Annotated in this window: 23 protein-coding genes and 1 tRNA gene; 15 read left to right on the top strand and 9 right to left on the bottom strand. The window is 57.9% G+C overall.

Annotation, left to right across the window (positions count from 1 at the left end):
• Nucleotides 1-17: 17 nt before the first annotated feature.
• On the top strand, nt 18-1,268 hold the full coding sequence (locus AB7M29_RS04995) for a trypsin-like serine peptidase (RefSeq protein ID WP_454246449.1): 1,251 nt from the start codon (nt 18-20) through the stop codon (nt 1,266-1,268).
• Here AB7M29_RS04995 and AB7M29_RS04990 read toward each other — a convergent pair.
• From AB7M29_RS04990 to AB7M29_RS04960, 7 genes are all read right to left on the bottom strand, one after another.
• Complete coding sequence (locus AB7M29_RS04990) at nt 1,259-2,014, bottom strand: substrate-binding periplasmic protein (RefSeq protein WP_052962819.1); 756 nt, start codon at nt 2,012-2,014, stop codon at nt 1,259-1,261. The two genes, AB7M29_RS04995 and AB7M29_RS04990, sit on opposite strands and share 10 nt — an antisense overlap.
• 73 nt (nt 2,015-2,087) lie before the next feature.
• On the bottom strand, nt 2,088-2,858 hold the full coding sequence (hisF, locus tag AB7M29_RS04985; protein WP_007897430.1) for an imidazole glycerol phosphate synthase subunit HisF: 771 nt from the start codon (nt 2,856-2,858) through the stop codon (nt 2,088-2,090).
• 9 nt (nt 2,859-2,867) lie between these two features.
• Complete coding sequence (gene hisA, locus AB7M29_RS04980; protein WP_007897434.1) at nt 2,868-3,605, bottom strand: 1-(5-phosphoribosyl)-5-[(5-phosphoribosylamino)methylideneamino]imidazole-4-carboxamide isomerase; 738 nt, start codon at nt 3,603-3,605, stop codon at nt 2,868-2,870.
• 42 nt (nt 3,606-3,647) lie between these two features.
• The gene (locus tag AB7M29_RS04975) at nt 3,648-3,905 is read right to left on the bottom strand and encodes a DUF2164 domain-containing protein (RefSeq protein ID WP_046045558.1); all 258 of its coding nucleotides are present in this window, start codon (nt 3,903-3,905) and stop codon (nt 3,648-3,650) included.
• On the bottom strand, nt 3,906-4,544 hold the full coding sequence (gene hisH, locus AB7M29_RS04970; RefSeq protein WP_008068774.1) for an imidazole glycerol phosphate synthase subunit HisH: 639 nt from the start codon (nt 4,542-4,544) through the stop codon (nt 3,906-3,908).
• Nucleotides 4,544-5,137, bottom strand: coding sequence for an imidazoleglycerol-phosphate dehydratase HisB (hisB, locus tag AB7M29_RS04965; RefSeq protein WP_007939452.1), 594 nt, complete (start codon nt 5,135-5,137; stop codon nt 4,544-4,546). The genes hisH and hisB overlap by 1 nt, the downstream gene beginning before the upstream one ends.
• Before the next feature lie 270 nt (nt 5,138-5,407).
• Nucleotides 5,408-7,069 carry an OFA family MFS transporter gene (locus AB7M29_RS04960; protein ID WP_052962820.1) on the bottom strand — a complete coding sequence of 554 codons (1,662 nt, stop codon included), beginning with the start codon at nt 7,067-7,069 and terminating at the stop codon, nt 5,408-5,410.
• A gap of 266 nt (nt 7,070-7,335) precedes the next feature.
• Here AB7M29_RS04960 and AB7M29_RS04955 point away from each other — a divergent pair, with 266 nt between their 5' ends.
• The 5 genes from AB7M29_RS04955 (at nt 7,336) to AB7M29_RS04935 (ending at nt 11,558) form a co-directional block, all read left to right on the top strand.
• Complete coding sequence (locus tag AB7M29_RS04955; RefSeq protein ID WP_052962821.1) at nt 7,336-7,740, top strand: acetyl-CoA sensor PanZ family protein; 405 nt, start codon at nt 7,336-7,338, stop codon at nt 7,738-7,740.
• Nucleotides 7,741-7,817: 77 nt separating this feature from the next.
• Nucleotides 7,818-10,046 carry an AsmA family protein gene (locus AB7M29_RS04950; protein WP_217855268.1) on the top strand — a complete coding sequence of 743 codons (2,229 nt, stop codon included), beginning with the start codon at nt 7,818-7,820 and terminating at the stop codon, nt 10,044-10,046.
• A complete protein-coding gene (gene mutY, locus AB7M29_RS04945) occupies nt 10,043-11,110 on the top strand; it encodes an A/G-specific adenine glycosylase (protein WP_217855265.1) in 1,068 nt (355 codons plus the stop codon). Before AB7M29_RS04950 ends, mutY begins: the two co-directional genes overlap by 4 nt.
• Nucleotides 11,107-11,379 (top strand): oxidative damage protection protein, encoded by a 273-nt coding sequence (locus AB7M29_RS04940; RefSeq protein WP_007897448.1) that lies wholly within the window; start codon nt 11,107-11,109, stop codon nt 11,377-11,379. The genes mutY and AB7M29_RS04940 overlap by 4 nt, the downstream gene beginning before the upstream one ends.
• A 103-nt stretch (nt 11,380-11,482) precedes the next feature.
• Nucleotides 11,483-11,558 (top strand) — tRNA-Phe (locus tag AB7M29_RS04935).
• A gap of 84 nt (nt 11,559-11,642) precedes the next feature.
• Here AB7M29_RS04935 and AB7M29_RS04930 read toward each other — a convergent pair.
• Entirely contained in the window at nt 11,643-12,092 is a 450-nt protein-coding gene (locus AB7M29_RS04930) for a carboxypeptidase regulatory-like domain-containing protein (protein WP_217855263.1), read from the bottom strand.
• 261 nt (nt 12,093-12,353) lie between these two features.
• Here AB7M29_RS04930 and AB7M29_RS04925 point away from each other — a divergent pair, with 261 nt between their 5' ends.
• From AB7M29_RS04925 to vapC, 7 genes are all read left to right on the top strand, one after another.
• The gene (locus tag AB7M29_RS04925; protein ID WP_454246448.1) at nt 12,354-13,412 is read left to right on the top strand and encodes a PDDEXK nuclease domain-containing protein; all 1,059 of its coding nucleotides are present in this window, start codon (nt 12,354-12,356) and stop codon (nt 13,410-13,412) included.
• Nucleotides 13,409-14,413 carry an ATP-binding protein gene (locus tag AB7M29_RS04920; RefSeq protein ID WP_454246447.1) on the top strand — a complete coding sequence of 335 codons (1,005 nt, stop codon included), beginning with the start codon at nt 13,409-13,411 and terminating at the stop codon, nt 14,411-14,413. The genes AB7M29_RS04925 and AB7M29_RS04920 overlap by 4 nt, the downstream gene beginning before the upstream one ends.
• Before the next feature lie 90 nt (nt 14,414-14,503).
• The gene (locus AB7M29_RS04915; RefSeq protein WP_454248697.1) at nt 14,504-15,445 is read left to right on the top strand and encodes an alpha/beta hydrolase family protein; all 942 of its coding nucleotides are present in this window, start codon (nt 14,504-14,506) and stop codon (nt 15,443-15,445) included.
• A gap of 37 nt (nt 15,446-15,482) precedes the next feature.
• Nucleotides 15,483-15,899, top strand: a complete 417-nt coding sequence (locus tag AB7M29_RS04910) for a hypothetical protein (protein ID WP_217855257.1) — start codon at nt 15,483-15,485, stop codon at nt 15,897-15,899.
• A gap of 6 nt (nt 15,900-15,905) precedes the next feature.
• A complete protein-coding gene (locus AB7M29_RS04905; protein ID WP_454246446.1) occupies nt 15,906-16,358 on the top strand; it encodes a hypothetical protein in 453 nt (150 codons plus the stop codon).
• A 180-nt stretch (nt 16,359-16,538) separates the two neighbouring features.
• The gene (gene vapB / locus AB7M29_RS04900) at nt 16,539-16,769 is read left to right on the top strand and encodes a type II toxin-antitoxin system VapB family antitoxin (RefSeq protein WP_038978541.1); all 231 of its coding nucleotides are present in this window, start codon (nt 16,539-16,541) and stop codon (nt 16,767-16,769) included.
• Nucleotides 16,769-17,176 (top strand): type II toxin-antitoxin system tRNA(fMet)-specific endonuclease VapC, encoded by a 408-nt coding sequence (vapC, locus tag AB7M29_RS04895; RefSeq protein ID WP_217855253.1) that lies wholly within the window; start codon nt 16,769-16,771, stop codon nt 17,174-17,176. Before vapB ends, vapC begins: the two co-directional genes overlap by 1 nt.
• Nucleotides 17,177-17,252: 76 nt before the next feature.
• Here vapC and gabP read toward each other — a convergent pair whose 3' ends face one another.
• Nucleotides 17,253-18,647: a GABA permease gene (gene gabP / locus AB7M29_RS04890; RefSeq protein ID WP_217855251.1), complete on the bottom strand. Its 1,395-nt coding sequence runs from the start codon at nt 18,645-18,647 to the stop codon at nt 17,253-17,255.
• Nucleotides 18,648-19,210: 563 nt separating this feature from the next.
• Between gabP and AB7M29_RS04885 the strand changes: the two genes are divergently transcribed.
• Nucleotides 19,211-19,984, top strand: coding sequence for an ABC transporter ATP-binding protein (locus AB7M29_RS04885; RefSeq protein WP_052962829.1), 774 nt, complete (start codon nt 19,211-19,213; stop codon nt 19,982-19,984).
• Between the two features lie 13 nt (nt 19,985-19,997).
• Nucleotides 19,998-20,744, top strand: coding sequence for an ABC transporter substrate-binding protein (locus AB7M29_RS04880; protein ID WP_217855249.1), 747 nt, complete (start codon nt 19,998-20,000; stop codon nt 20,742-20,744).
• The last annotated feature ends 62 nt before the right edge of the window (nt 20,745-20,806 follow it).

Raw genomic sequence — 20,806 nt, 5'->3', positions numbered from 1 at the left:
ATCACCAAGGAATGGACATGAAATATCTCAGCTTCTTTTGCTTCGCCGGCCTGATTGGCCTGCTGGCTATTTCCGCCGTGCAGGCTCGCGATTTGGGCGAAGGCGCCATCAACGATTCTCCTTCAAGAGCCCTGCAAAACAGTGAGCATTTTTATGAAATCTGGAGCGGCGTGGGACGACTCAGTCTCCAATCGGGCGAGACCTGCAGCGCCGTTCTACTGGATACGCGAAACAGGCAAGGCCGAGCGACCGGCCCTGCCTACCTGCTCACCAGTGGTCATTGCGTGTTCTTTGAGTACGGTTCGGCGCGGACCAACCTGCCTTTGAAAGCCAGCGTCACCTTCCACTACTTTCATGACGTGCCACAGCGTAAGCGCCAGTACGCCATCCGAACTGCCCGATGGAGCAGCCTGGTCGGGACCGATCTTGCAGTACTCGAAGTCGACGCGACATTGGCGTCGCTGATACAGGCAGGGGTCAACCCGCTCAAGCTGGCGTCCCATCAAACCTACGAGAGTCAGGATGCGCTTAACATTGGCGCGCCGGGCGGCTTTACCGAACAGGGGCTTCGATTGAGCGCCTGCGCTGAACAAACCGCCGGAACATTCATCGATCATCCCGGGGTGTTCCCTTTAGCCATGAAAAACAGCTGCGACCTTTACGCTGGTAGCTCCGGTAGCCCGATGCTGAACCGCCGCACCAACGAAATCACCGGCATCGTCAGTAAAGTCGGAGCCTACCGCAACCTGTCAGCTCCCCCCGGCTGCGAACATTCGTCGTCCTGCCAGGCAACGCGTTTCAACTACAGCTATTCCGCCAACTTCCTGTACTACTGCTTTATCGACGGCATCTTTACCAGTAATGGGCAGGACTGCTCCCTGGAACCGGTCGAACTGACTGTCTCGGAGCCTTGGAAGCTCAAGTCCTACGTTCATAGAGTGCAAAACGCGGAGGGGCATACCGTATTGCCTACGTGGGATTTCAGGTTTTCCCTCGAGGCACCCTTCTATCGCTATAAAACGGTCCATAACGCCAGGGACTGCAAGGACCTCGACAATTACAGCGCCGCCACCAGCACTGAAGATGCTTACATCAATACTGAAATCGGGCCACAAAGCGGCGCACATGCACTGTGCATTATCGGCGTCGCCTCAGGGGAACAGCAGCTGACAAGGGCGACGTTGAATAACGTGTTTACAAGTGCCGTGTACTTGAGCGCGACACCGGCCATACGCTTCAGACAACATCAAGGTAATTGCTACAGATAGCGCCCCATGATCTCGTCAACCACGCCTTCCTTGCGCAGTTGATCCAGCGCGGCTTGCAGCTTGGCGACGGTTTCGTCCGGTACGTCTTTATTCAACGCCAGGTACAACTCGGCGCTGTTGAAGCGCAGCACGGTCTTGAGCCCGTTCACGCCTTCCTGGCGCGCCAGATAGCGGCCTGCCGGGTCACCGGTAGCCCACAGGTCAATCTGGCCATTGACCAGTTTTTTGGCGTTGTCCTGATCCCGCAGCACAACAATCGGTTTCAATCCTTGCTTGGCCAGTGTCTCGGCAATCGCATCGCCCTTGTAGGCGCCGATCTTGTATTTGCGCGCCTGCTCCAGCGACTCGAGGGTGATCTTGCTATCGGCCTTGGCCAGCAGAATCCAGTCGTCCGGGCCGATAGGGCCGACCCACTTGAAGAGTTTCTCGCGGTCCGGCAACCGCGCCATCACGAACACGCCATAGCCAGGCTTCTCCAGGGCGAGTTTGTAGATTCGCTCCCAAGGGAAACGTAGCGTCAGGCTGTAAGTGATGTCGGCGCGTTTGAACATCTCACGGACAATGTCCACGGCAATGCCGTTGATGTTCTCGTCCTGAGCGAAATTTTTGCCGTTCTTCGCCATGTTGTACGGCGGGAAGTTTTCCGTCAGCAACACCAGACCGGTGCCGGGATTTTCTTCGGCGTGAGCTCCGTTGATGAGCAACAGAGAAGCGCTGGCGAGGACAAGAAGGAGACGTTTAAGCATGTCGGGCTACCGGAATCCATGGCGTGCCCAAGAGTGCCTTGAGCCCGCCATGCTGTCCACTGGCCTGTACTGTTTAGCGCATCACGATGCCGCGATGAGCCATGTAAGCCTTGGCTTCCTGCACGGTATATTCGCCGAAGTGGAAAATACTCGCCGCCAGCACCGCGCTGGCGTGGCCTTCGAGGATGCCATCGGCCAAGTGCTGCAAGTTGCCGACACCGCCGGACGCGATCACCGGAATCCCCAGCGCATCGCTGATGGCGCGGGTGACGCCCAAGTCGAAGCCGTTTTTCATGCCGTCCTGGTCCATGCTGGTCAGCAGGATTTCGCCGGCACCGAGGCCTTCCATCTTCTTCGCCCACTCAACGGCGTCGAGGCCGGTTGGCTTGCGACCACCGTGGGTGAAGATTTCCCAGCGCGGGGTTTCGCCCGGACCGGAAACCTTCTTCGCGTCGATGGCGACGACGATGCATTGCGAGCCGAAATGCTGCGCCGCTTCGCCGACGAATTCCGGGTTGAACACCGCAGCGGTGTTGATAGAGACCTTGTCCGCACCGGCATTGAGCAAGTTGCGAATATCCTGCACGGTACGCACGCCGCCACCCACGGTCAGCGGGATGAACACCTGGCTGGCCATGCGTTCGACGGTATGCAGCGTGGTGTCGCGACCGTCGACACTGGCGGTGATGTCGAGAAAGGTAATCTCGTCGGCACCTTGCTCGTCGTAGCGACGGGCGATTTCCACCGGGTCGCCGGCGTCGCGAATGTTCTCGAACTTGACGCCCTTGACCACCCGGCCGTTATCCACGTCCAGGCAAGGGATGATGCGTTTGGCCAGCGCCATGGTGAGTCCTCAGCCTTTGTACGAATCGCAGAAAGCTTGCGCTTCAGCGACATCGAGGGTGCCTTCGTAAATCGCCCGGCCGGTGATGGCGCCGATGATGCCTGGCGCCTTGGCGTCGAGCAGCGACTTGATGTCACCCAGATTGTGGATACCGCCGGAAGCGATCACCGGAATCTTCGTCGCAGCGGCCAGGGCGGCGGTGTACGAAACGTTGCAGCCCTGCATCATGCCGTCTTTGGCGATGTCGGTATAAACGATCGCGGACACGCCGTCAGCCTCGAATTGCTTGGCCAGGTCGATCACCTGGATGGTGCTGATTTCAGCCCAGCCGTCGGTGGCGACAAAACCGTCTTTGGCATCCAGACCAACGATCACTTTGCCCGGGAACGCGCGGCAGGCCTCGGCAACGAAAGCCGGATCTTTCACGGCTTTGGTGCCGATGATCACGTAGCTCACGCCTGCTTTGACGTAGTGTTCAATGGTTTCCAGCGAGCGGATACCGCCGCCGATCTGAATCGGCAGGTTCGGGTAGCGCTTGGCGATGGCGGTAACTACTTCGCCGTTGACCGGCTGACCTTCGAAAGCACCGTTCAGGTCGACCAGATGCAGACGGCGGCAACCGCCTTCCACCCACTTGGCAGCCATGCTCACCGGGTCATCGGAGAACACCGTGGAATCTTCCATGCGGCCCTGGCGCAGACGAACACAGGCACCGTCTTTGAGATCGATAGCGGGAATAATCAGCATCTGGCAAACCTTCAAATTCGAGTATTCAGCTTCGCTCGGAAATCAGTTTTTCTCGAGCGCCCACAGGTCGCTTTCGATGCTTTCGAACCTCTCTTTGAGGTGCGTCTGCACATCGAAAATCGCCCTGTTGTAATAGTGCGGAGCAATTTCGCGGGTAAACAGCTCAAGGATTTCAGCCGCTTCGAACGAACCCAGGTCCAGCTCGAAGCGATCCTCCATGAAGCGTTTGATCTTGTGATTGGCCTCGTTCTCCTGCTCGGGAGTGAGGGTCAGGATCGGCGGCTTCTTTTTGGCAGCCATTTACCAGCGACCATCCCACGCAGCGAAGTTCTGCAGCAATTGCAGGCCATGGGTATGGCTCTTCTCCGGGTGGAACTGCACGGCGAAACGCGAGCCGTCGGCCAGCGCTGCGGCGAAATCGACCCCGTAGTGACCGCTGCCCACCACCTGCCGCGCATTGCCGGCAGCGATGTAGTAGCTGTGCACGAAGTAAAAACGCGCCAGGTCCGGAATGTTGTGCCACAGCGGGTGTTCTACCGTCTGCTTCACTTCGTTCCAGCCCATGTGCGGCACTTTCAAGTGTTCGCCGTCTTCGTGCAAATCCTTGCCGAAGAACTTCACCTGACCCGGGAACAGGCCAATGCAGTCCACGCCATTGTTCTCTTCACTGCTGTCGAGCAAGGCTTGCATGCCCACGCAGATGCCGAGGAACGGACGGTCCTGGCTGACTTCACGCACCAGCGAGTCGAAGCCCAGGCGACGGATCTCCGCCATGCAATCGCGAATCGCGCCGACGCCGGGAAATACCACGCGATCGGCTTCGCGAATCACATCGGCATCGCTGGTGATAAGGACCTTGCCGGCACCGACGTGCTCGAGAGCCTTGGCCACCGAGTGCAGGTTGCCCATGCCGTAATCGATAACCGCGACCGTCTGCATTACAGAACGCCTTTGGTCGACGGCATCTGACCGGCCATGCGGTCATCCAGCTCCACGGCCATGCGCAGGGCGCGGCCGAAAGCCTTGAACACGGTCTCGATCTGGTGGTGGGTGTTGTGCCCACGCAGATTGTCGATGTGCAGGGTGACGTTGGCGTGGTTGACGAAGCCCTGGAAAAATTCCTGGAACAGGTCAACGTCAAAACCGCCGACGGTAGCGCGGGTATAAGGAACATGCATCTGCAGGCCAGGACGGCCGGAGAAGTCGATCACCACACGCGACAGCGCTTCATCGAGCGGCACGTAGGCGTGGCCGTAGCGACGGATGCCTTTCTTGTCGCCGATGGCTTTGGTGAAGGCTTGACCCAACGTGATACCGACGTCTTCCACCGTGTGGTGGTCGTCGATATGCAGGTCGCCCTTGCTGACAATATCCAGGTCGATCAGCCCGTGACGGGCGATCTGGTCCAGCATGTGCTCAAGAAAAGGTACACCGATATCAAATCGGGCCTTTCCGGTGCCATCCAGGTTGATCGAGGCTTTGATCTGGGTTTCCAGAGTGTCGCGCTCGACAGACGCCATACGTTCGGCCATCACCAGCTCCGCAAAAATCATTGGGGCGAAAAAGGCAGCCATTATAGGGTCGCGGGCGCTAAACAGAAACACGAGAGGTGATATCACTGACGGAGTGAATCCCCTGCCGTCGGGGATAGACATGTCAGTACAAGCCGGCAAACACAAAATCTGTGTCCACGGAGAGCAAATGTGGGAGCGGGCTTGCTCGCGAAAGCAGCGTACCAGGCAACATTGAAGTCGACTGACACGCCCTTTTCGCGAGCAAGCCCGCTCCCACAGGGTTTTGCGTTAGTGGAAGAGAACCGCAGTCTTCTGCAGCGTCACCCAAACACCCCACGCCAACGGTATGCCCACCACCAACCACGCAGCCACCGCCAACGGTTTGGTGCCCGCATCCGCTTTCCACTCCAGCACGGTGCTGGCGTCAGCCCCCTTGTCGTGGCCCAGCGCCTGTTCGGCGGCCAGTTCAGCGTCGGTCATAAAGTACTTGTCGGCCACTGGGCGAACCATCAGGTTGCACAGGAAACCCAGCACCAGCAGGCCCGCGAGGATGTACAGGGTGATGTCGTAAGCCGCGGCACGTTCAACGCCAATGCTCAGCTGATATTCACGCAGGTAGTTCACCAACACCGGCCCCAACACACCCGCCGCCGCCCACGCGGTCAGCAGACGACCGTGGATCGCGCCGACCATTTGCGTACCGAACAAGTCAGCCAGGTAAGCCGGCACCGTCGCAAAACCACCGCCGTACATCGACAGAATGATGCAGAACGCCGCCACGAACAGCGCGACGCTGCCCAGATGACCGAGGTTCGGGATCAGCGCGTACAGTGCGAAACCGAGGGCGAAGAACACGAAATAAGTGTTTTTGCGACCCAGGTAGTCTGAGAACGAAGCCCAGAAGAACCGGCCACCAATGTTGAACAGGCTCAGCAAACCGGTGAAGCCAGCAGCAATGGCAGCGATCGAGGCCAGTTGCCCGGCATCCAGCTGACCAAATGTCTGGTCGGTGCCCAGCAATTTACCGGCGAAGACTTCCTGCAGCAGCGGCGAAGCCATGCCGAGGATGCCGATGCCCGCCGAAACGTTCAGGCACAGCACCAGCCACACCAGACGGAATTGCGGAGTCTTCCACGCCACATTCACGTGGACGTGACGGTGAGTGATCATCGAGTTCGACGCTTTTTTCGCCGGAGCAGTCCAGCCTTCAGGCTTCCAGCCGGTTGGCGGAACGCGGTAGGACAGTGCGCCACCGATCATGAACACGAAATAGATCGCAGCCATTACCAGGAAGCTCTGCCATACGCCCACGCTGGTTGGCGAAGCGAAGTGACCCATCAGCGCTGCAGCCAGTGGAGCACCTACCATCGCGCCACCGCCGAAGCCCATGATCGCCATGCCTGTGGCCATGCCGCGCTTGTCCGGGAACCACTTGATCAGGGTCGAGACCGGCGAGATGTAACCCAGGCCCAGGCCAATACCGCCAATGACTCCGGAGCCGATCCACATCAGCCAGATCTGGTGGGTATAGACCCCGAGCGCCGAAATCAGCAGACCGCCACACCAGCACAGTGCCGACACAACACCGGCCTTGCGAGGGCCTGCGTGCTCAAGCCAGCCGCCCCAGATCGCTGCCGAGCAGCCAAGGAAGATGAAGAACAGGGTGTAGATCCAGCCGAGCATCGAGATCGGCCAGTCGCATTGAGACGAAAAGACCTGAGCGATGAAGCTCATGTCCGGCGCGCAAGTCACGGCCTTGGTGACGCCCAGGGCTTTGGACAACGGCAACCAGAACACCGAAAAGCCGTAGGCCATGCCGATGCACAGGTGGATGGCCAGAGCGGCCGGTGGTACCAGCCAACGGTTAAAACCGGGCTTGGCGATGATGCGTTCCTTGGACAGGAACGCGGGCTGGTCGGCAAAGCCGTCCGCCGTGATGCTCGTAGTCATGGTGTTTCCCCCAATTATTAGTATTGTTCGCCAGCCGTTCTTCACCCCCAGCCTTAATGCACGCAGGCATGACTGTTTTTTAGGTGAAGCTCCATTTTGGTGCGACATCACGCCGCAGAAGGGACGGACGAACGGGCAGAGGTTACCATTTGCACGTGACAGAAAAACCAAACTGATATCACCTTTTGTATGTCATCTGTTCTCGTACAACCGCAAGAACATGTTTTCACACGTAGAGGCCGGATTAACTTTTCAAAGGAAGCGCCATGCCGATCATTGTCGAACTGCTGAACCAAGCCACTTATCAGGATCAGCAAGATCTGCAGAAGATTTACCGCGATGCCCCGGACTGGCTGTTTGCGCCATTCACTGGGGAGATGCAGCTGATCGAAGGCTGCCTGCAGGACGGTTCGCTGATCGCCGGACGCTTCAACGATCGGCTGTTGGGTGCGGCACGTTTGCAACGGCACCAGGACGTCTGGCATTTGTCCCATTTATGCGTACGAAAAATCACCCGTCGTCGTGGGGTTGCCGAGCGTCTGGTGAACGAAGCGCAGAAAATGGCGTCGCAATCAGGCGCGACATTGCGGCTGTTGGCGCCTGCCGGGCACCTCGAAGCTCAAGCGCTGGCGGCTAAGCTGAAGGTACCGCTGGATGAGCTCCCGATGTGATCGCTGACCGGTCAGCCACTTCGGAGCGCTATACTCCCCGGCTAAATTTCGAATTCGACTAATACAAGGACTCGCCCATGAAAGCGTTCGGCAAAATCCTGGGTCTGGTACTTCTCGGGCTGTTGCTGATCATTGTGGCGCTGGGCTTTGCCCTGACCCACCTCTTCGATCCCAACGACTATAAAGACGAGATTCGCCAGATTGCCCGCGACAAGGCCCACATCGAGCTGACGCTCAATGGCGATATCGGCTGGAGCCTGTTTCCCTGGCTGGGCCTGGAATTGCACGAAGCCAGTGTTGCAACCCTGGCCAAGCCTACCGAACCGTTCGCAGACTTGCAGATGCTCGGCCTGTCGGTCCGCGTGATTCCGCTGCTGCGCCGCGAAGTGCAGATGAGCGATGTGCGCGTCGAAGGCCTGAACCTGCGCCTGAATCGTGACAAGGACGGCCATGGCAACTGGGAAGACATAGGCAAGGCACCTGCCACCCCGACGACGTCGGCCACGCCGCCCGCCGCCACCGGCGAACCTGCACCAACCACTACCGTTCAGGCAGAAAAACCGGCCCAGCCGATCCGCCTGGACATCGACAGCCTGACCGTCAACAACGCCCGCGTTGAGTACAGCGACGAGAAAACCGGCAAGCAGTTCAGCGCCGAAAGCATCCAGCTGAGCACTGGCCCCGTGCACGACTCGACCAACATCCCGGTCAAACTCACCGCGTTCCTCGGTACCAACCAACCGGTTCTGCGGGTGCGCACCGAGCTGGCCGGCGAGTTGCGTTTCGAGCGTGCGCTGCAGCGCTACAAATTCGAAGACATGAAACTCTCCGGTGAAGTCGCTGGCGATCCGCTGCAAGGCAAAACCATGACCTTCGCCGCTCAAGGCCAGCTGCTGCTGGACAAGGCCGCCAACGTCGCCGAATGGACCGGCATCAAGATCTCCGCCAATCAGCTGCGCGCCTTGGGCGAACTGAAGGCCAACGACCTCGACAAGACCCCGCAAATCAGCGGCGGCCTGTCGATTGCCCAGTTCGATCTGGCGAAATTCGTCGACAGCATCGGCCAGAAACTCCCGGCGATGGCCGAAGGCAGCCTGAGCAAAGTCGAACTGGCCAGCCAGGTTGCCGGCACGCCGACCAGTTTGACCCTCGACAACCTCAACCTGAAGCTCGATGACAGCACTTTCAGCGGCCGCATCGCTGTCGAGGACTTCGCCAAGCAATCGCTGCGACTGAACCTCAAGGCTGACACCTTCAACGTCGATCGTTACTTGCCGCCAAAATCCGCCGAAGCCAACAGCGCGAAGCAGGTGCGTCAGGCCGAAGTGGCCAGCACCGAGAGCGAGGCGATGGCTGGTGCAGGCAGTTCACCGCTGCCGCCCTCACCGACCAAAGGCCCGTGGAGCACCGAGCGTCTGTTGCCGGTGGAACGCCTGAGCAAACTCGACGTGAACGCCGACCTGACTTTCGGCCAGCTGACCCTCGACAAACTGCCGATTCAGAATGCGGCACTCAAGGCCACAGGCCAAGGCGGCCTGCTGACGCTGGAGAACCTGCGCGGCGACCTGTACGACGGCAACTTCGAAGCCAAAGGTACCCTGGACGTGCGCCAGCAAGTGCCGGCGCTGAACATGCAGACGCGCATCAGCAAAGTGCCTGTAGAAAAAATCCTCGAAAGCCAAGGGAAAAATCCACCGCTCCAAGGCCTGGTTACGCTCGATAGCGCGCTGACCAGCAGCGGCAATAGCCAGAGCGTGCTGATCGATAACCTCAACGGCAATGCCAGTTTCGTCATCAACAACGGCGTGCTGCTCAATGCCAACCTTGAGCAGCAACTGTGCAAAGGCATCGCCACCCTGAATCGCAAAACCCTCACCGGCGAGCCACGGGGCAAGGACACACCGTTCGAAGAGCTCAAGGGCAACCTGACCTTCCGCAATGGCGTGGCCAATAACCCCGATCTGAAAGTGCGCATTCCGGGCATGACCGTCAACGGTAACGGCGACATCGACCTGCGGGTGCTGGGCATGGATTACCGCGTCGGCGTGATCGTCGAAGGCGACAAGAGCGACATGCCGGACCCGGCCTGCCAAGTCAGCGAGCGCTTCGTCGGCATCGAGTGGCCACTGCGCTGCCGTGGTCCGCTGGAACTGGGTGCCAAGGCTTGCCGCGTCGACAATGAACGCATGGGACAAGTCGCGAGCAAACTGGCTGGCGAGCGAATCAGCGAAAAAATCGACGAGAAGCTTGGCGATAAAGTCAGCCCGGAACTGAAAAACGCGCTCAAGGGGCTGTTCAAGCGATGAGAGCCGAGCAGTTTTCAACGGCGGTGCTGGATTGGTACGACCGCCACGGCCGCCACGATTTGCCTTGGCAACAGGGCATCACCCCTTACCGGGTGTGGGTCTCGGAAATCATGCTGCAGCAGACCCAGGTCAGCACTGTGCTGAATTACTTCGACCGTTTCATGGCTTCGCTGCCAACGGTCGAAGCTCTGGCCGCCGCGCCGGAAGACGAAGTGCTGCACCTGTGGACCGGTCTCGGTTATTACACCCGCGCGCGCAACTTGCAGAAGACTGCGAAGATTGTCGTTGCCGAATATGGCGGCGAGTTTCCCCGTGATGTGGAAAAGCTCACAGATCTGCCGGGTATCGGCCTGTCCACGGCCGGCGCGATTGCCAGCCTGAGCATGGGCCTGCGGGCGCCGATCCTCGATGGCAACGTCAAACGGGTGCTGGCGCGCTTTACCGCGCAAGAGGGTTATCCGGGCGAGCCCAAGGTTGCCAAACAGCTGTGGGCCAACGCTGAGCGCTTCACGCCACATGATCGGGTCAACGCCTACACCCAGGCGATGATGGATCTGGGCGCCACGCTCTGCACCCGCAGCAAACCGAGCTGTCTGCTTTGTCCGCTGGAAAAGGGCTGCGAGGCGCACATGCTTGGCCTGGAAACCCGCTACCCGATCCCCAAGCCACGCAAAGCCGTGCCACAGAAGCGCACGCTGATGCCGATGCTCGCCAATGGCGAAGGGGCGATTCTGCTTTACCGTCGCCCTTCCATGGGCCTGTGGGGCGGTCTCTGGAGCCTGCCGGAACTCGACGACCTCGATGACCTTCAGCATCTGGCTTCGCAGCATTCGCTGGAGTTGGGCAGCCAACAGGCCCTGCCGAGCCTGGTACACACCTTTAGCCACTTTCAGTTATCCATCGAACCCTGGCTGGTTCAGGTCCAAGAGGCTGGCCATCACGTGGCCGAGGCCGACTGGCTCTGGTATAACCTCGCCACCCCGCCGCGCCTGGGCCTTGCCGCCCCGGTCAAAACCTTGCTCGAACGCGCGGCCGCCGTATTGAACGCAGGAGAGTCGTCATGACCCGCACCATCATGTGCCGCAAGTACAAAGAAGAATTACCCGCCCTGGAGCGCGCTCCATTTCCGGGTGCAAAAGGTCAGGACATTTTTGACCACGTCTCGGCCAAGGCCTGGGCCGACTGGCAGAAACACCAGACCCTGCTGATCAACGAAAAACGCCTGAACATGATGAACGCCGAAGACCGCAAATATCTTCAAGGCGAGATGGACAAGTTCTTTTCCGGCGAGGAATACGCCAAGGCCGAAGGCTACGTTCCGCCAGCTGAATAATCCCGTTTTTTCGGGGGGCGGATCGTAAGCGACGGTAATAATTAAAATTTTTTTGAAAACTTTCTTGACGACCCCCTGAAAAACCAGTTTAATGCGCCCCGTTGCCCAGATAGCTCAGTCGGTAGAGCAGGGGATTGAAAATCCCCGTGTCGGCGGTTCGATTCCGTCTCTGGGCACCAAATACCGAAAACCCTGAATCGCAAGATTCAGGGTTTTTTTATGCCCGCGATTTGATCAGGCATCGTGCAAGCGTCTCTCTTGGGCTAGTTTTCAGTATTCCAGTGGAAGACAAGATTGCGAGCGGCGCCACTTCCTACATCCGCCGTATCACGCCGTTCCTCACCATTGCGTGTCGCGACGACGGTGTACTTGCCAGGTGGCAGCTGAACATAAACCAACGGGCCGGCTTCGCTCAGCGTCAGCACGGGTTGCCCCGGGTCTTTCTGAATGACCAGATTCACATCCGGAACATATTTGCCCTCCGCCCCGATGGAGAAAGTCATGTGCAGGTTGTAGCCCTGCGCTTGTTGAATGGCTCGAGCCTCATCCTCTCCGATCCCCCCGGACAGGTAAGTAATCCCGTTTTGCTGTTGCTGCTGGACTTGCACGCCTGTGCTGTCGATCGGTTCAAGACTGGCGGCGTTAAGCACGACTGGAAACATCAGTACGCCGACGGCGGCGATGGGCAGCATGAATGAATGGATTTTCTTCATGATGGCGACTCCCGGGTTACGCAGAACCCAATCGTTACGCTTTTTAGATTTGTTGCTGAATGTTCAAGTTTTAGATCGATTAGCACTTGGGCTCACTGCGAATCGGACTACGTGATGTGCTCCTCATGCATGGGCTGCCGCCGGCCCGGTCCTGCAAAGCAAATTCGCCTTTCCTTCCGACTTACCAGTAACGCCCGGCATCGCGGACTATCACTCTCTTGCCATCCTCTTCCGCCTGTTTCCTTAGCCGCGGAAAATGTCATGAGCTCCCTCAAACCCGGTAACACTCAAGATCCACAGATCACTTCACTGCTCGGCAGTCTTGGCGAATTGATCAAGGAAGCGCGCCAGAAAGTGCTGCGAGCGGTCGATACCGTTCAGGTGCAAACCTGTTGGCAGATCGGACGGCATATTGTGGAGTTCGAGCAGGAAGGCGCTCGGCGGGCGGTGTATGGCAAACAGTTGCTATCGACGCTGGCGAAAGTACTGACGGAGCAGTTTGGGAAAGGTTTCGACGCTTCCAACCTTCGCTACATGCGCCTGTTCTATCAAGCATTCCCAATTCGTGACGCACTGCGTCACGAATTGAGCTGGACCCACTACCGCAGACTGCTACGAGTCGACAACGACAACGCTCGCCACTGGTACATGAACGAATCTGCCCTGCAGAACTGGTCAAGTCGCGCCCTCGAGCGCCAGATCAATACCCTCTATTACGAACGCCTGCTGGCGAGCCGCGACCGGGCTGCCGTCAAACAGGAAGCCGCCACCAATATCCAGCAAATGAACGCCAGCCCTCGGGATTTCATCCGCGATCCAGTGCTGCTGGAATTTCTCGGCCTGCCCAATGCGGGCTTGATCCAGGAAAGCGAACTTGAACAAGCATTGATCAATCAACTCCAGGGCTTCCTGCTCGAACTGGGCAAAGGCTTCGCCTTCATCGCTCGCCAGCAACGTATCAGTACCGAGAGCAAAGACTTCTACATCGACCTGGTGTTCTACAACTACCTGCTCAAGTGCTTCGTCATCTTCGACCTCAAGCGCGGCGTACTGACCCACCAGGATGTCGGCCAGATGGACATGTACGTGCGCATGTACGACGACCTCAAGCGCGGCCCGGAGGATAGCCCCACTGTCGGCCTTATTCTTTGCGCGCAAAAAGATGAATCAGTGGTGCGCTATTCAGTACTGCAAGGCAACGAACAACTGTTCGCCAGTACCTACAGACTGGTGCTGCCGAGCGAGGAGGAACTTCGCACAGAACTGGATCGGGAATGGGCGGTGATTGAGGAGCGGTTGTGTGGCCGGGTAATCCGGTGAACGAGTTGACCCTTCATTTTCTGCCAACCCTGGCACAAATCACCTGGAAACTCGCAGGTGAAGAACAGGCATACGAACACTTTGGCCTACCGTTTTTACTGACGACGACTCAGGTGCTGCATCGCATACGTAATATTGACTACAAGCTTTTTCCACAAAACCAATTGCTGGCCACCGAAGTCAGCAAATATGACACTCGCGTCATCCTGGAAGCCTTGCACAACTGCATTGCCCATCAGGACTATCAACTGCGCTCACGCATCATCGTCATAGAGCGCGTTGACAGATTGGTATTCGAAAATGCTGGCCGCTTCTATGAGGGTGAACCTGAGGATTACTTCAGCGGCGAGCATACGCCAAGCCGCTACCGTAACCCTTGGCTCACCCAAGCGATGGTCGGCTTGAACATGATCGACACCATGGGTTTCGGTATTTCCACAATGACCCTGTCCCAACGTAGCCGATACTTCCCGCTGCCGGACTACAACAAGTCCAAGGAAAACAAAGTTGTGCTGGAGATTTACGGGAACGTGATCGACGAAAACTACACCCGTCTACTGTTGGAAAATCAAGATCTGCCATTGAATACAGTCATGCTGCTCGACAGGGTGCAGAAAAGACAACCCATCACAGAAAATGCCGCGGTCTTGCTGCGCAAGCAAGGGCTTATCGAGGGGCGAAAACCGAATTATTACGCGGCCGCCCAAGTGGCGCGCAGCACGGGCAACCAAAGCGACTATATTCGCAACCGGGCTTTCAATGATGGCTACTATAAAGATCTGATTCTCGACTATTTGAGGCAATACGGGTCAGCATCACGCCTTGAGCTAGTCGCGCTAATCCTAGACAAACTGTCAGATGCTTTAGACGAAAAACAAAAGCAAAACAAATTTCGCAATTTGCTGCACTCGATGTCGACACGTGACCAAAGCATTGAAAAATCAGGTAGCTTGCACAAAGGCCGCTGGATTCTCAGGCGTTTTACTGACGCCATACCGTAGACAAACTCTAGACAAACTTTCTCGCTCTAAATGGGCCCGGTTAGCAACGGAGCACCAATGAGACAACAAGTCCTGCTCACGCAATTTCCAATGCTCCAACCAGGAAAATCGCCCTCCCGTGCCGCCGGAGAGCCGTTCAGCGAACCCGCCGCCGACGGCTTCATCCTTGGCGGCTTCACCTGGCGGCATGCGAATCAAGACCCAACCCGTCCAGTGGTGATCATCAACGCCGCTACTTCAGTTCGTTGCCGACACTACTCGCGCTTCGCCGATTACCTGTTCACCAACGGCTTCGACGTAATCACCTATGACTACCGCGGCATCGGCGAGTCGCGCCCTGCGTCGCTGAAGGGGCTTGAGGCCTCATGGTCCGACTGGGGCGCGCTGGATTTCGAGGCGATGCTGCAAAGGGCGCAACGCGAGTTTGCGGAACAACCCATCAATGTCGTCGGCCACAGCTTCGGCGGTTGCGCGGCCGGACTGGGAACCTCCGGGCATGTGATCCGACGCCTGGTGACAGTGGGTGCGCAGTTCGCTTACTGGCGCGACTACGCCCCTGCTCATCGCTGGCGAATGTTTGGCAAGTGGCATGTGGTGATGCCATTGATGACCATGCTGTACGGCTACTTTCCCGGCAAACGCCTCGGCTGGCTCGAAGACACCCCGGCTGGCGTAGTTCGCGACTGGAGCAAGCCCACCGCCCGATACGAGAAACGCCCCAGCGGTCGTGTGATCCACGTCAAAAACGGCCAGCTTCCCTTCGCTAACGTCACCGCCCAGACCCTGGCGATCAGCCTCAGCGACGATCCCTATGGCACGATTCCGGCCATCGAACGCCTGCTCGGCTACTTCACTGGCAGTACAAACACCCACCTGCGAATCACCCCTGAAGATATCGGCGAAGAAGAAGTCGGACATTTCGCCTTTTTTCGCAGCGCATACCAAGCCACACTATGGCCCATTGCATTGTCCTGGCTGCAGACCGGCGAGCTGGCCCCCGATACACCCGGGCGGCGAGTGCCACGCAGTTGATGGATGCGCCCCCTCAATGAATTACGGAACGACGCCCATGGCCTCCGCCAACAAGCAGAACAAACGCGCCTCCCGCGCCAAAGCCAAGGCCAAGCAAAACCGCACCCAGCGGGCTGCCGCGCCGGTCGAGCTGGACCCGAACGACGATCGCATCGACTTCGAATCGGTAGACCTGACTGAACTGTTCAAGAAAATGATCGATGCTGAAAAAATCAGTCAGCAAGCGATGTGCGCAGCCTTCCTCGAAGACCCGCTGCTGGAACTGGTGTACGAGCAGGAAGGCGAAGAAGGCGCAATGGACTTCATCCTCGCGGCACTGATCGAATACCGCCAATGGTCCACCGAGACCGACGAAGCCGGCGCTCTGGCGTGGATCGAATCCCCGGCCTTCCAGGCTGACTACGTGGCGGCGTCCGACGCCATCGCGGCCCAAACCCAACAGAAACCAAACTGAGTTCCCATGGCATCCCTGAACAAGCAACAGAAACGCGCCAAACGCGCAAAGGCCAAAGCCAAGCAAATCCGCATGGTCGGCAGAAAACCCGCGGAACTGGACGACGACCTGGGCGAACTCGGCGAGCCAATCCCGGAATACACCCTGGCGATGTTCAGCAAAATGCGCGACGCCGAGGCTACCAGCCGCAACGACATGCTGCTGACCCTGCTGTCGAACCTCGCCGAAATCATCAGCGACCATCCAGAATTGCTGGACATGGAAAACGCCGACAACGAAGCCATGGCCGCCACGCACCTGGCCGCCGACATGCTGATCGACTACCGCATGTGGGCCGATGGCATGGACCGCGACGCCGCCCAGGCCTGGCTGACCGACCCGCAATTCATCACTGACTTTGGCGATGCGCTGGACAGCTATCGTCAGTCGCTGGACTTGCCGGTGGAAAAGGCTAAGTAAGGCCACTCTGGAAGTAAAAACGGCTGCTTGTCATCTCTGACAGCAGCCGTTTTTTGTAACCATTGAAACTGTCGTGACTATCACAACCTTTCATCAGTCATCGCGTATATCCCATTGACATATCCCAACAAAATTCTATCCTTCTGACTTCAAGCGTTAGCAAAGCGCAGGAGGCCTGCCATGGAACAAACCACCCTTTTTATGAGCAATCGAAGCCAGGCCGTCCGCCTGCCCAAAGCTGTCGCAATGCCCAGTGATGTGAAGCGTGTCGATGTTATCGCTATCGGCAGGACTCGCCTCATCACCCCGGCAGGAGAAGCCTGGGATAGCTGGTTCGACGGCGAAGGCGTGAGCGCAGACTTTATGGCTGACCGTGAGCAACCAACCGATCAGGAGCGTGAGTCGTTTTAATGATCAAATTCATGCTCGATACCAACATCTGCATCTTCACCATCAAGAACAAGCCACAGATTGTACGCGAAGCCTTCAATCGTCATCACGGCCAGCTATGCATAAGCGCTGTCACCTTGATGGAGTTGATTTACGGTGCAGAAAAATCTGCTGCACCGGAAAAAAACCTCGCTGTCATCGAGGGCTTTGTTGCCCGTCTTGAGATCTTGCCTTTTGACTATGAAGCAGCAGCACACACCGGAATGATTCGCTCGGAATTGGCTAAAGCAGGGACACCAATAGGCCCTTATGACCACATGATTGCCGGCCACGCACGCTCACGAGGGTTCACCATCGTGACGAATAATCTACGGGAATTTGAGCGTGTATCCGGTTTACGAGTTGAAGACTGGGTGCACCCCGCTTGAATCGAGCACAACAGACAAAACAAAAACGGCCGCTTGTCATCACTGACAGCGGCCGTTTTGCATTACGCGGTACGAATCAGTTCAGCACCACCGCGCCCACTTTCTGCAGCTTGCGACGACGAGCCACAAACAACCCGGCAGCCACTACCAACAAGCTCAACAGGCCGGTCGCGAGGATCTCCACGCGGTGGGCTTCCTGGAACAGCATGATGGTCAGGGCCGCAACGATGAATATGATCACCGCGTAGGTCAGGCCCGGGAACAGCCACATGCTGAAGGCGATTTTTTCACCGCGAGCCATACGCTGCTTGCGCATACGCAGTTGCGAAATCGCGATCACCAGGTACACCAGCAACGCGATGGCGCCAGAGCTGGCCAGCAGGAATTCAAATACAGCGGCCGGGGCCACGTAGTTGGCGAAAACCGCGATGAACGCAGCACCGGTGGACAACATGACGGCCCAGTACGGCGTGCCGCTCTTGTTGGTGCGCTGGGAAACGGCAGGCGCATCACCGCGTTTGCCCAGAGAGAACATCATGCGCGAGGCGGTGTACAGCGCCGAGTTCAGGCAGCTGGTTACCGCAACCAGAACCACGATATCGACGATCAGCTTGGCATTCGGGATACCCATGCGCTCCAGCACGGTCTGGTAGGAACCGACGCTGGCCAGGATCGGGTCGTTCCATGGCACTAAGGCCACAACGATGAAGATGGATACAAGGTAGAACAAGCCAATCCGCCAAATGACCGAGTTGGTAGCCTTGGAAATCTGCTGGCCAGGGTTCTTCGACTCCGCGGCCGCGATGGTCACGATCTCGGTGCCCATGAAGGAAAACATGGTGGTCAGGATGGCACCCAGCACCGCGCCCATGCCGTTTGGCAGGAAGCCTTGAGTGTCAAACAGGTGCGACACGCCGCTGACCTGACTGGTAGGCAGGAAGCCGAAGATTGCCAGAATGCCAAGACCGATAAAGCCGATGATCGCCACGACTTTGACCAGGGCGAACCAGAACTCGAACTCACCATAGTTCTTCACACTGAACAGGTTGGTCACCGTTAGCAGCAACGTGATAACCAGCGTGAAGGCCCAGATCGCCACATTCGGGAACCAGGCATGCAGAATGGTCGCGGCAGCGTTAGCCTCCAGCGGGATGACCAACACCCAGAACCACCAGTAGAGCCAGCCGATGGTGAAACCGGCCCAATGACCGATCGCGCGATCGGCGTACGTGGAGAAGGAGCCTGTATCTGGCGATGCAACGGCCATCTCACCGAGCATTCGCATGACCAGAACCACCAGAGCACCGGCGGCCGCGTAGGCCAACAGTACAGCCGGGCCGGCAGCAGCAATGGCGTGGCCGGAGCCGACGAACAGCCCGGCGCCAATAACCCCGGCGATCGACAGCATGGTCACATGACGCGGTTTTAGCCCCTGCTCGAGGCCATTGGAGGAGCTTTGGCTACTACTCATTAAGACTACCTTTGCAAGTAAAGCGATGACGTCGGCCCGGTCTGACATTCCTTCTCGTAAAAAGAATCCAACAGGGCGTTTCTTATTCTGCACGCAATAATTGCGCCAAAATGTTTCATAAGCCCGCTATACGGGGCCTGCGCTTGAATCGAGCAATCATCGCAAGTCATTGAGATTAATGGCATTTCGCCAGAACGTTACCCTGCCACCCACTTCAAGAACGAATCAGCGCACCGGAAACACACCAAAAAATTCGGGCATGCACAATAAAAGTGCAGATCAGGAACGTTTGTCCGGTTAGCGCTTCCAACACCCCGCCAAAGCTGGCAACATCGCGCCTTTTTTTGGAACAGCCGCCCCGTCTCTTTATTCAAAGGCAGGGTTCAAACGGCTGTTCGGTTGATAGCAGCGCGACAGTCTGCTGCGCCGATGCGACAACCTGCCACATGCCACCCGTTTACCGTCCGTAGCGCTGTTGGCTGCCATTCGAACGCTATGCTAGCTTGGCCGCCTCGCCAGGAAGGCCGCCAACAGCAGGAGCGAAAACACTATGAGGAACGCACATGGCTGAGGCCACGCCCGCGCTTGAAATCCGCAACTTGCACAAACGCTACGGACAGCTTGAGGTGCTCAAAGGCATCTCGCTGACCGCCCGCGACGGCGACGTGATCTCGATCCTGGGTTCCTCCGGTTCCGGCAAGTCCACGTTCCTGCGTTGCATCAACCTGCTGGAAAACCCGCATCAGGGCCAGATCCTGGTGGCCGGCGAAGAACTCAAGCTCAAAGCCGCCAAGAACGGCGAACTGGTCGCTGCCGACGGCAAGCAGATCAATCGCCTGCGCAGCGAGATCGGTTTTGTATTTCAAAACTTTAATCTCTGGCCGCACATGAGCGTGCTCGACAACATCATCGAGGCCCCGCGCCGCGTGCTCGGCCAAAGCAAACGCGACGCCATTGAAGTCGCCGAAGCCTTGCTGGCCAAGGTCGGCATCGCTGACAAGCGTCATGCCTACCCGGCGCAACTCTCCGGCGGCCAGCAGCAACGCGCGGCCATCGCCCGCACCCTGGCGATGCAGCCCAAGGTCATTCTGTTCGACGAACCCACCTCCGCCCTTGACCCGGAAATGGTCCAGGAAGTACTTAATGTCATCCGCGCATTGGCCGAAGAAGGCCGCACCATGCTGCTCGTGACCCATGAAATGGGCTTCGCCCGTCAGGTGTCCAGCGAAGTGGTGTTCCTCCACCAGGGCTTGGTAGAAGAACAAGGATCGCCGCAGCAGGTGTTCGAAAACCCGCTTTCGGCGCGCTGCAAACAATTCATGTCCAGCAACCGCTAACGGAGCTACCCGCATGCAGAACTACAAAAAAATCTTCCTGGCCGCTGCTGTCACCCTCGCCTTTAGCGCCGGTGCCGCCGCCGAGACCTTGAAGATGGGCATCGAAGCGGCCTACCCGCCGTTCAACAACAAAGATGCCAGTGGCAATGTCGTCGGCTTCGACAGAGAAATCGGTGATGCCCTGTGCGCCAAGATGAAAGTCGAGTGCACCGTGGTCACGTCCGACTGGGACGGCATCATCCCGGCCCTGAACGCCAAGAAGTTCGACTTCCTGATCTCCTCGATGTCGATCACTGACGAACGCAAGCAAGCGGTGGACTTCACCGAACCGTACTACTCCAACAAACTGCAGTTCATCGCGCCGAAAGACAAAGAGTTCAAAACCGACAAGGATTCCCTGCAGGGGAAAGTGATCGGCGCACAACGTGCGACCCTCGCCGGCACCTGGATGGAAGACAACATGCCCGGCGTTGAAGTCAAACTCTATGACACCCAGGAAAACGCTTATCTGGATCTGACTTCCGGACGTCTGGACGGCATCCTGGCCGACAAATACGTCAACTATGAGTGGCTGAAAAGCGACGCTGGCCGTGCTTACGAATTCAAGGGCGACCCGGTGGAAGAAAGTGACAAGATTGGTATCGCCGTGCGTAAAGACGACACCCTGCGCGCGAGGCTGAACCTTGCCCTGAAAGAAATCGTCGAAGACGGCACTTACAAGAAGATCAACGACAAGTACTTCCCGTTCAGCATCTATTGATTCTGACCTGCCTGACCGGCGCCGTTCGCTGACGGCGCCGGTCCTTGGCGTTGCCTGCCGCG

Source organism: Pseudomonas sp. F-14 TE3623, from assembly GCF_053629015.1.
The sequence above is the reverse complement of the archived record's forward strand: the minus strand, read 5'-3'. Positions and strand labels throughout refer to the sequence as shown.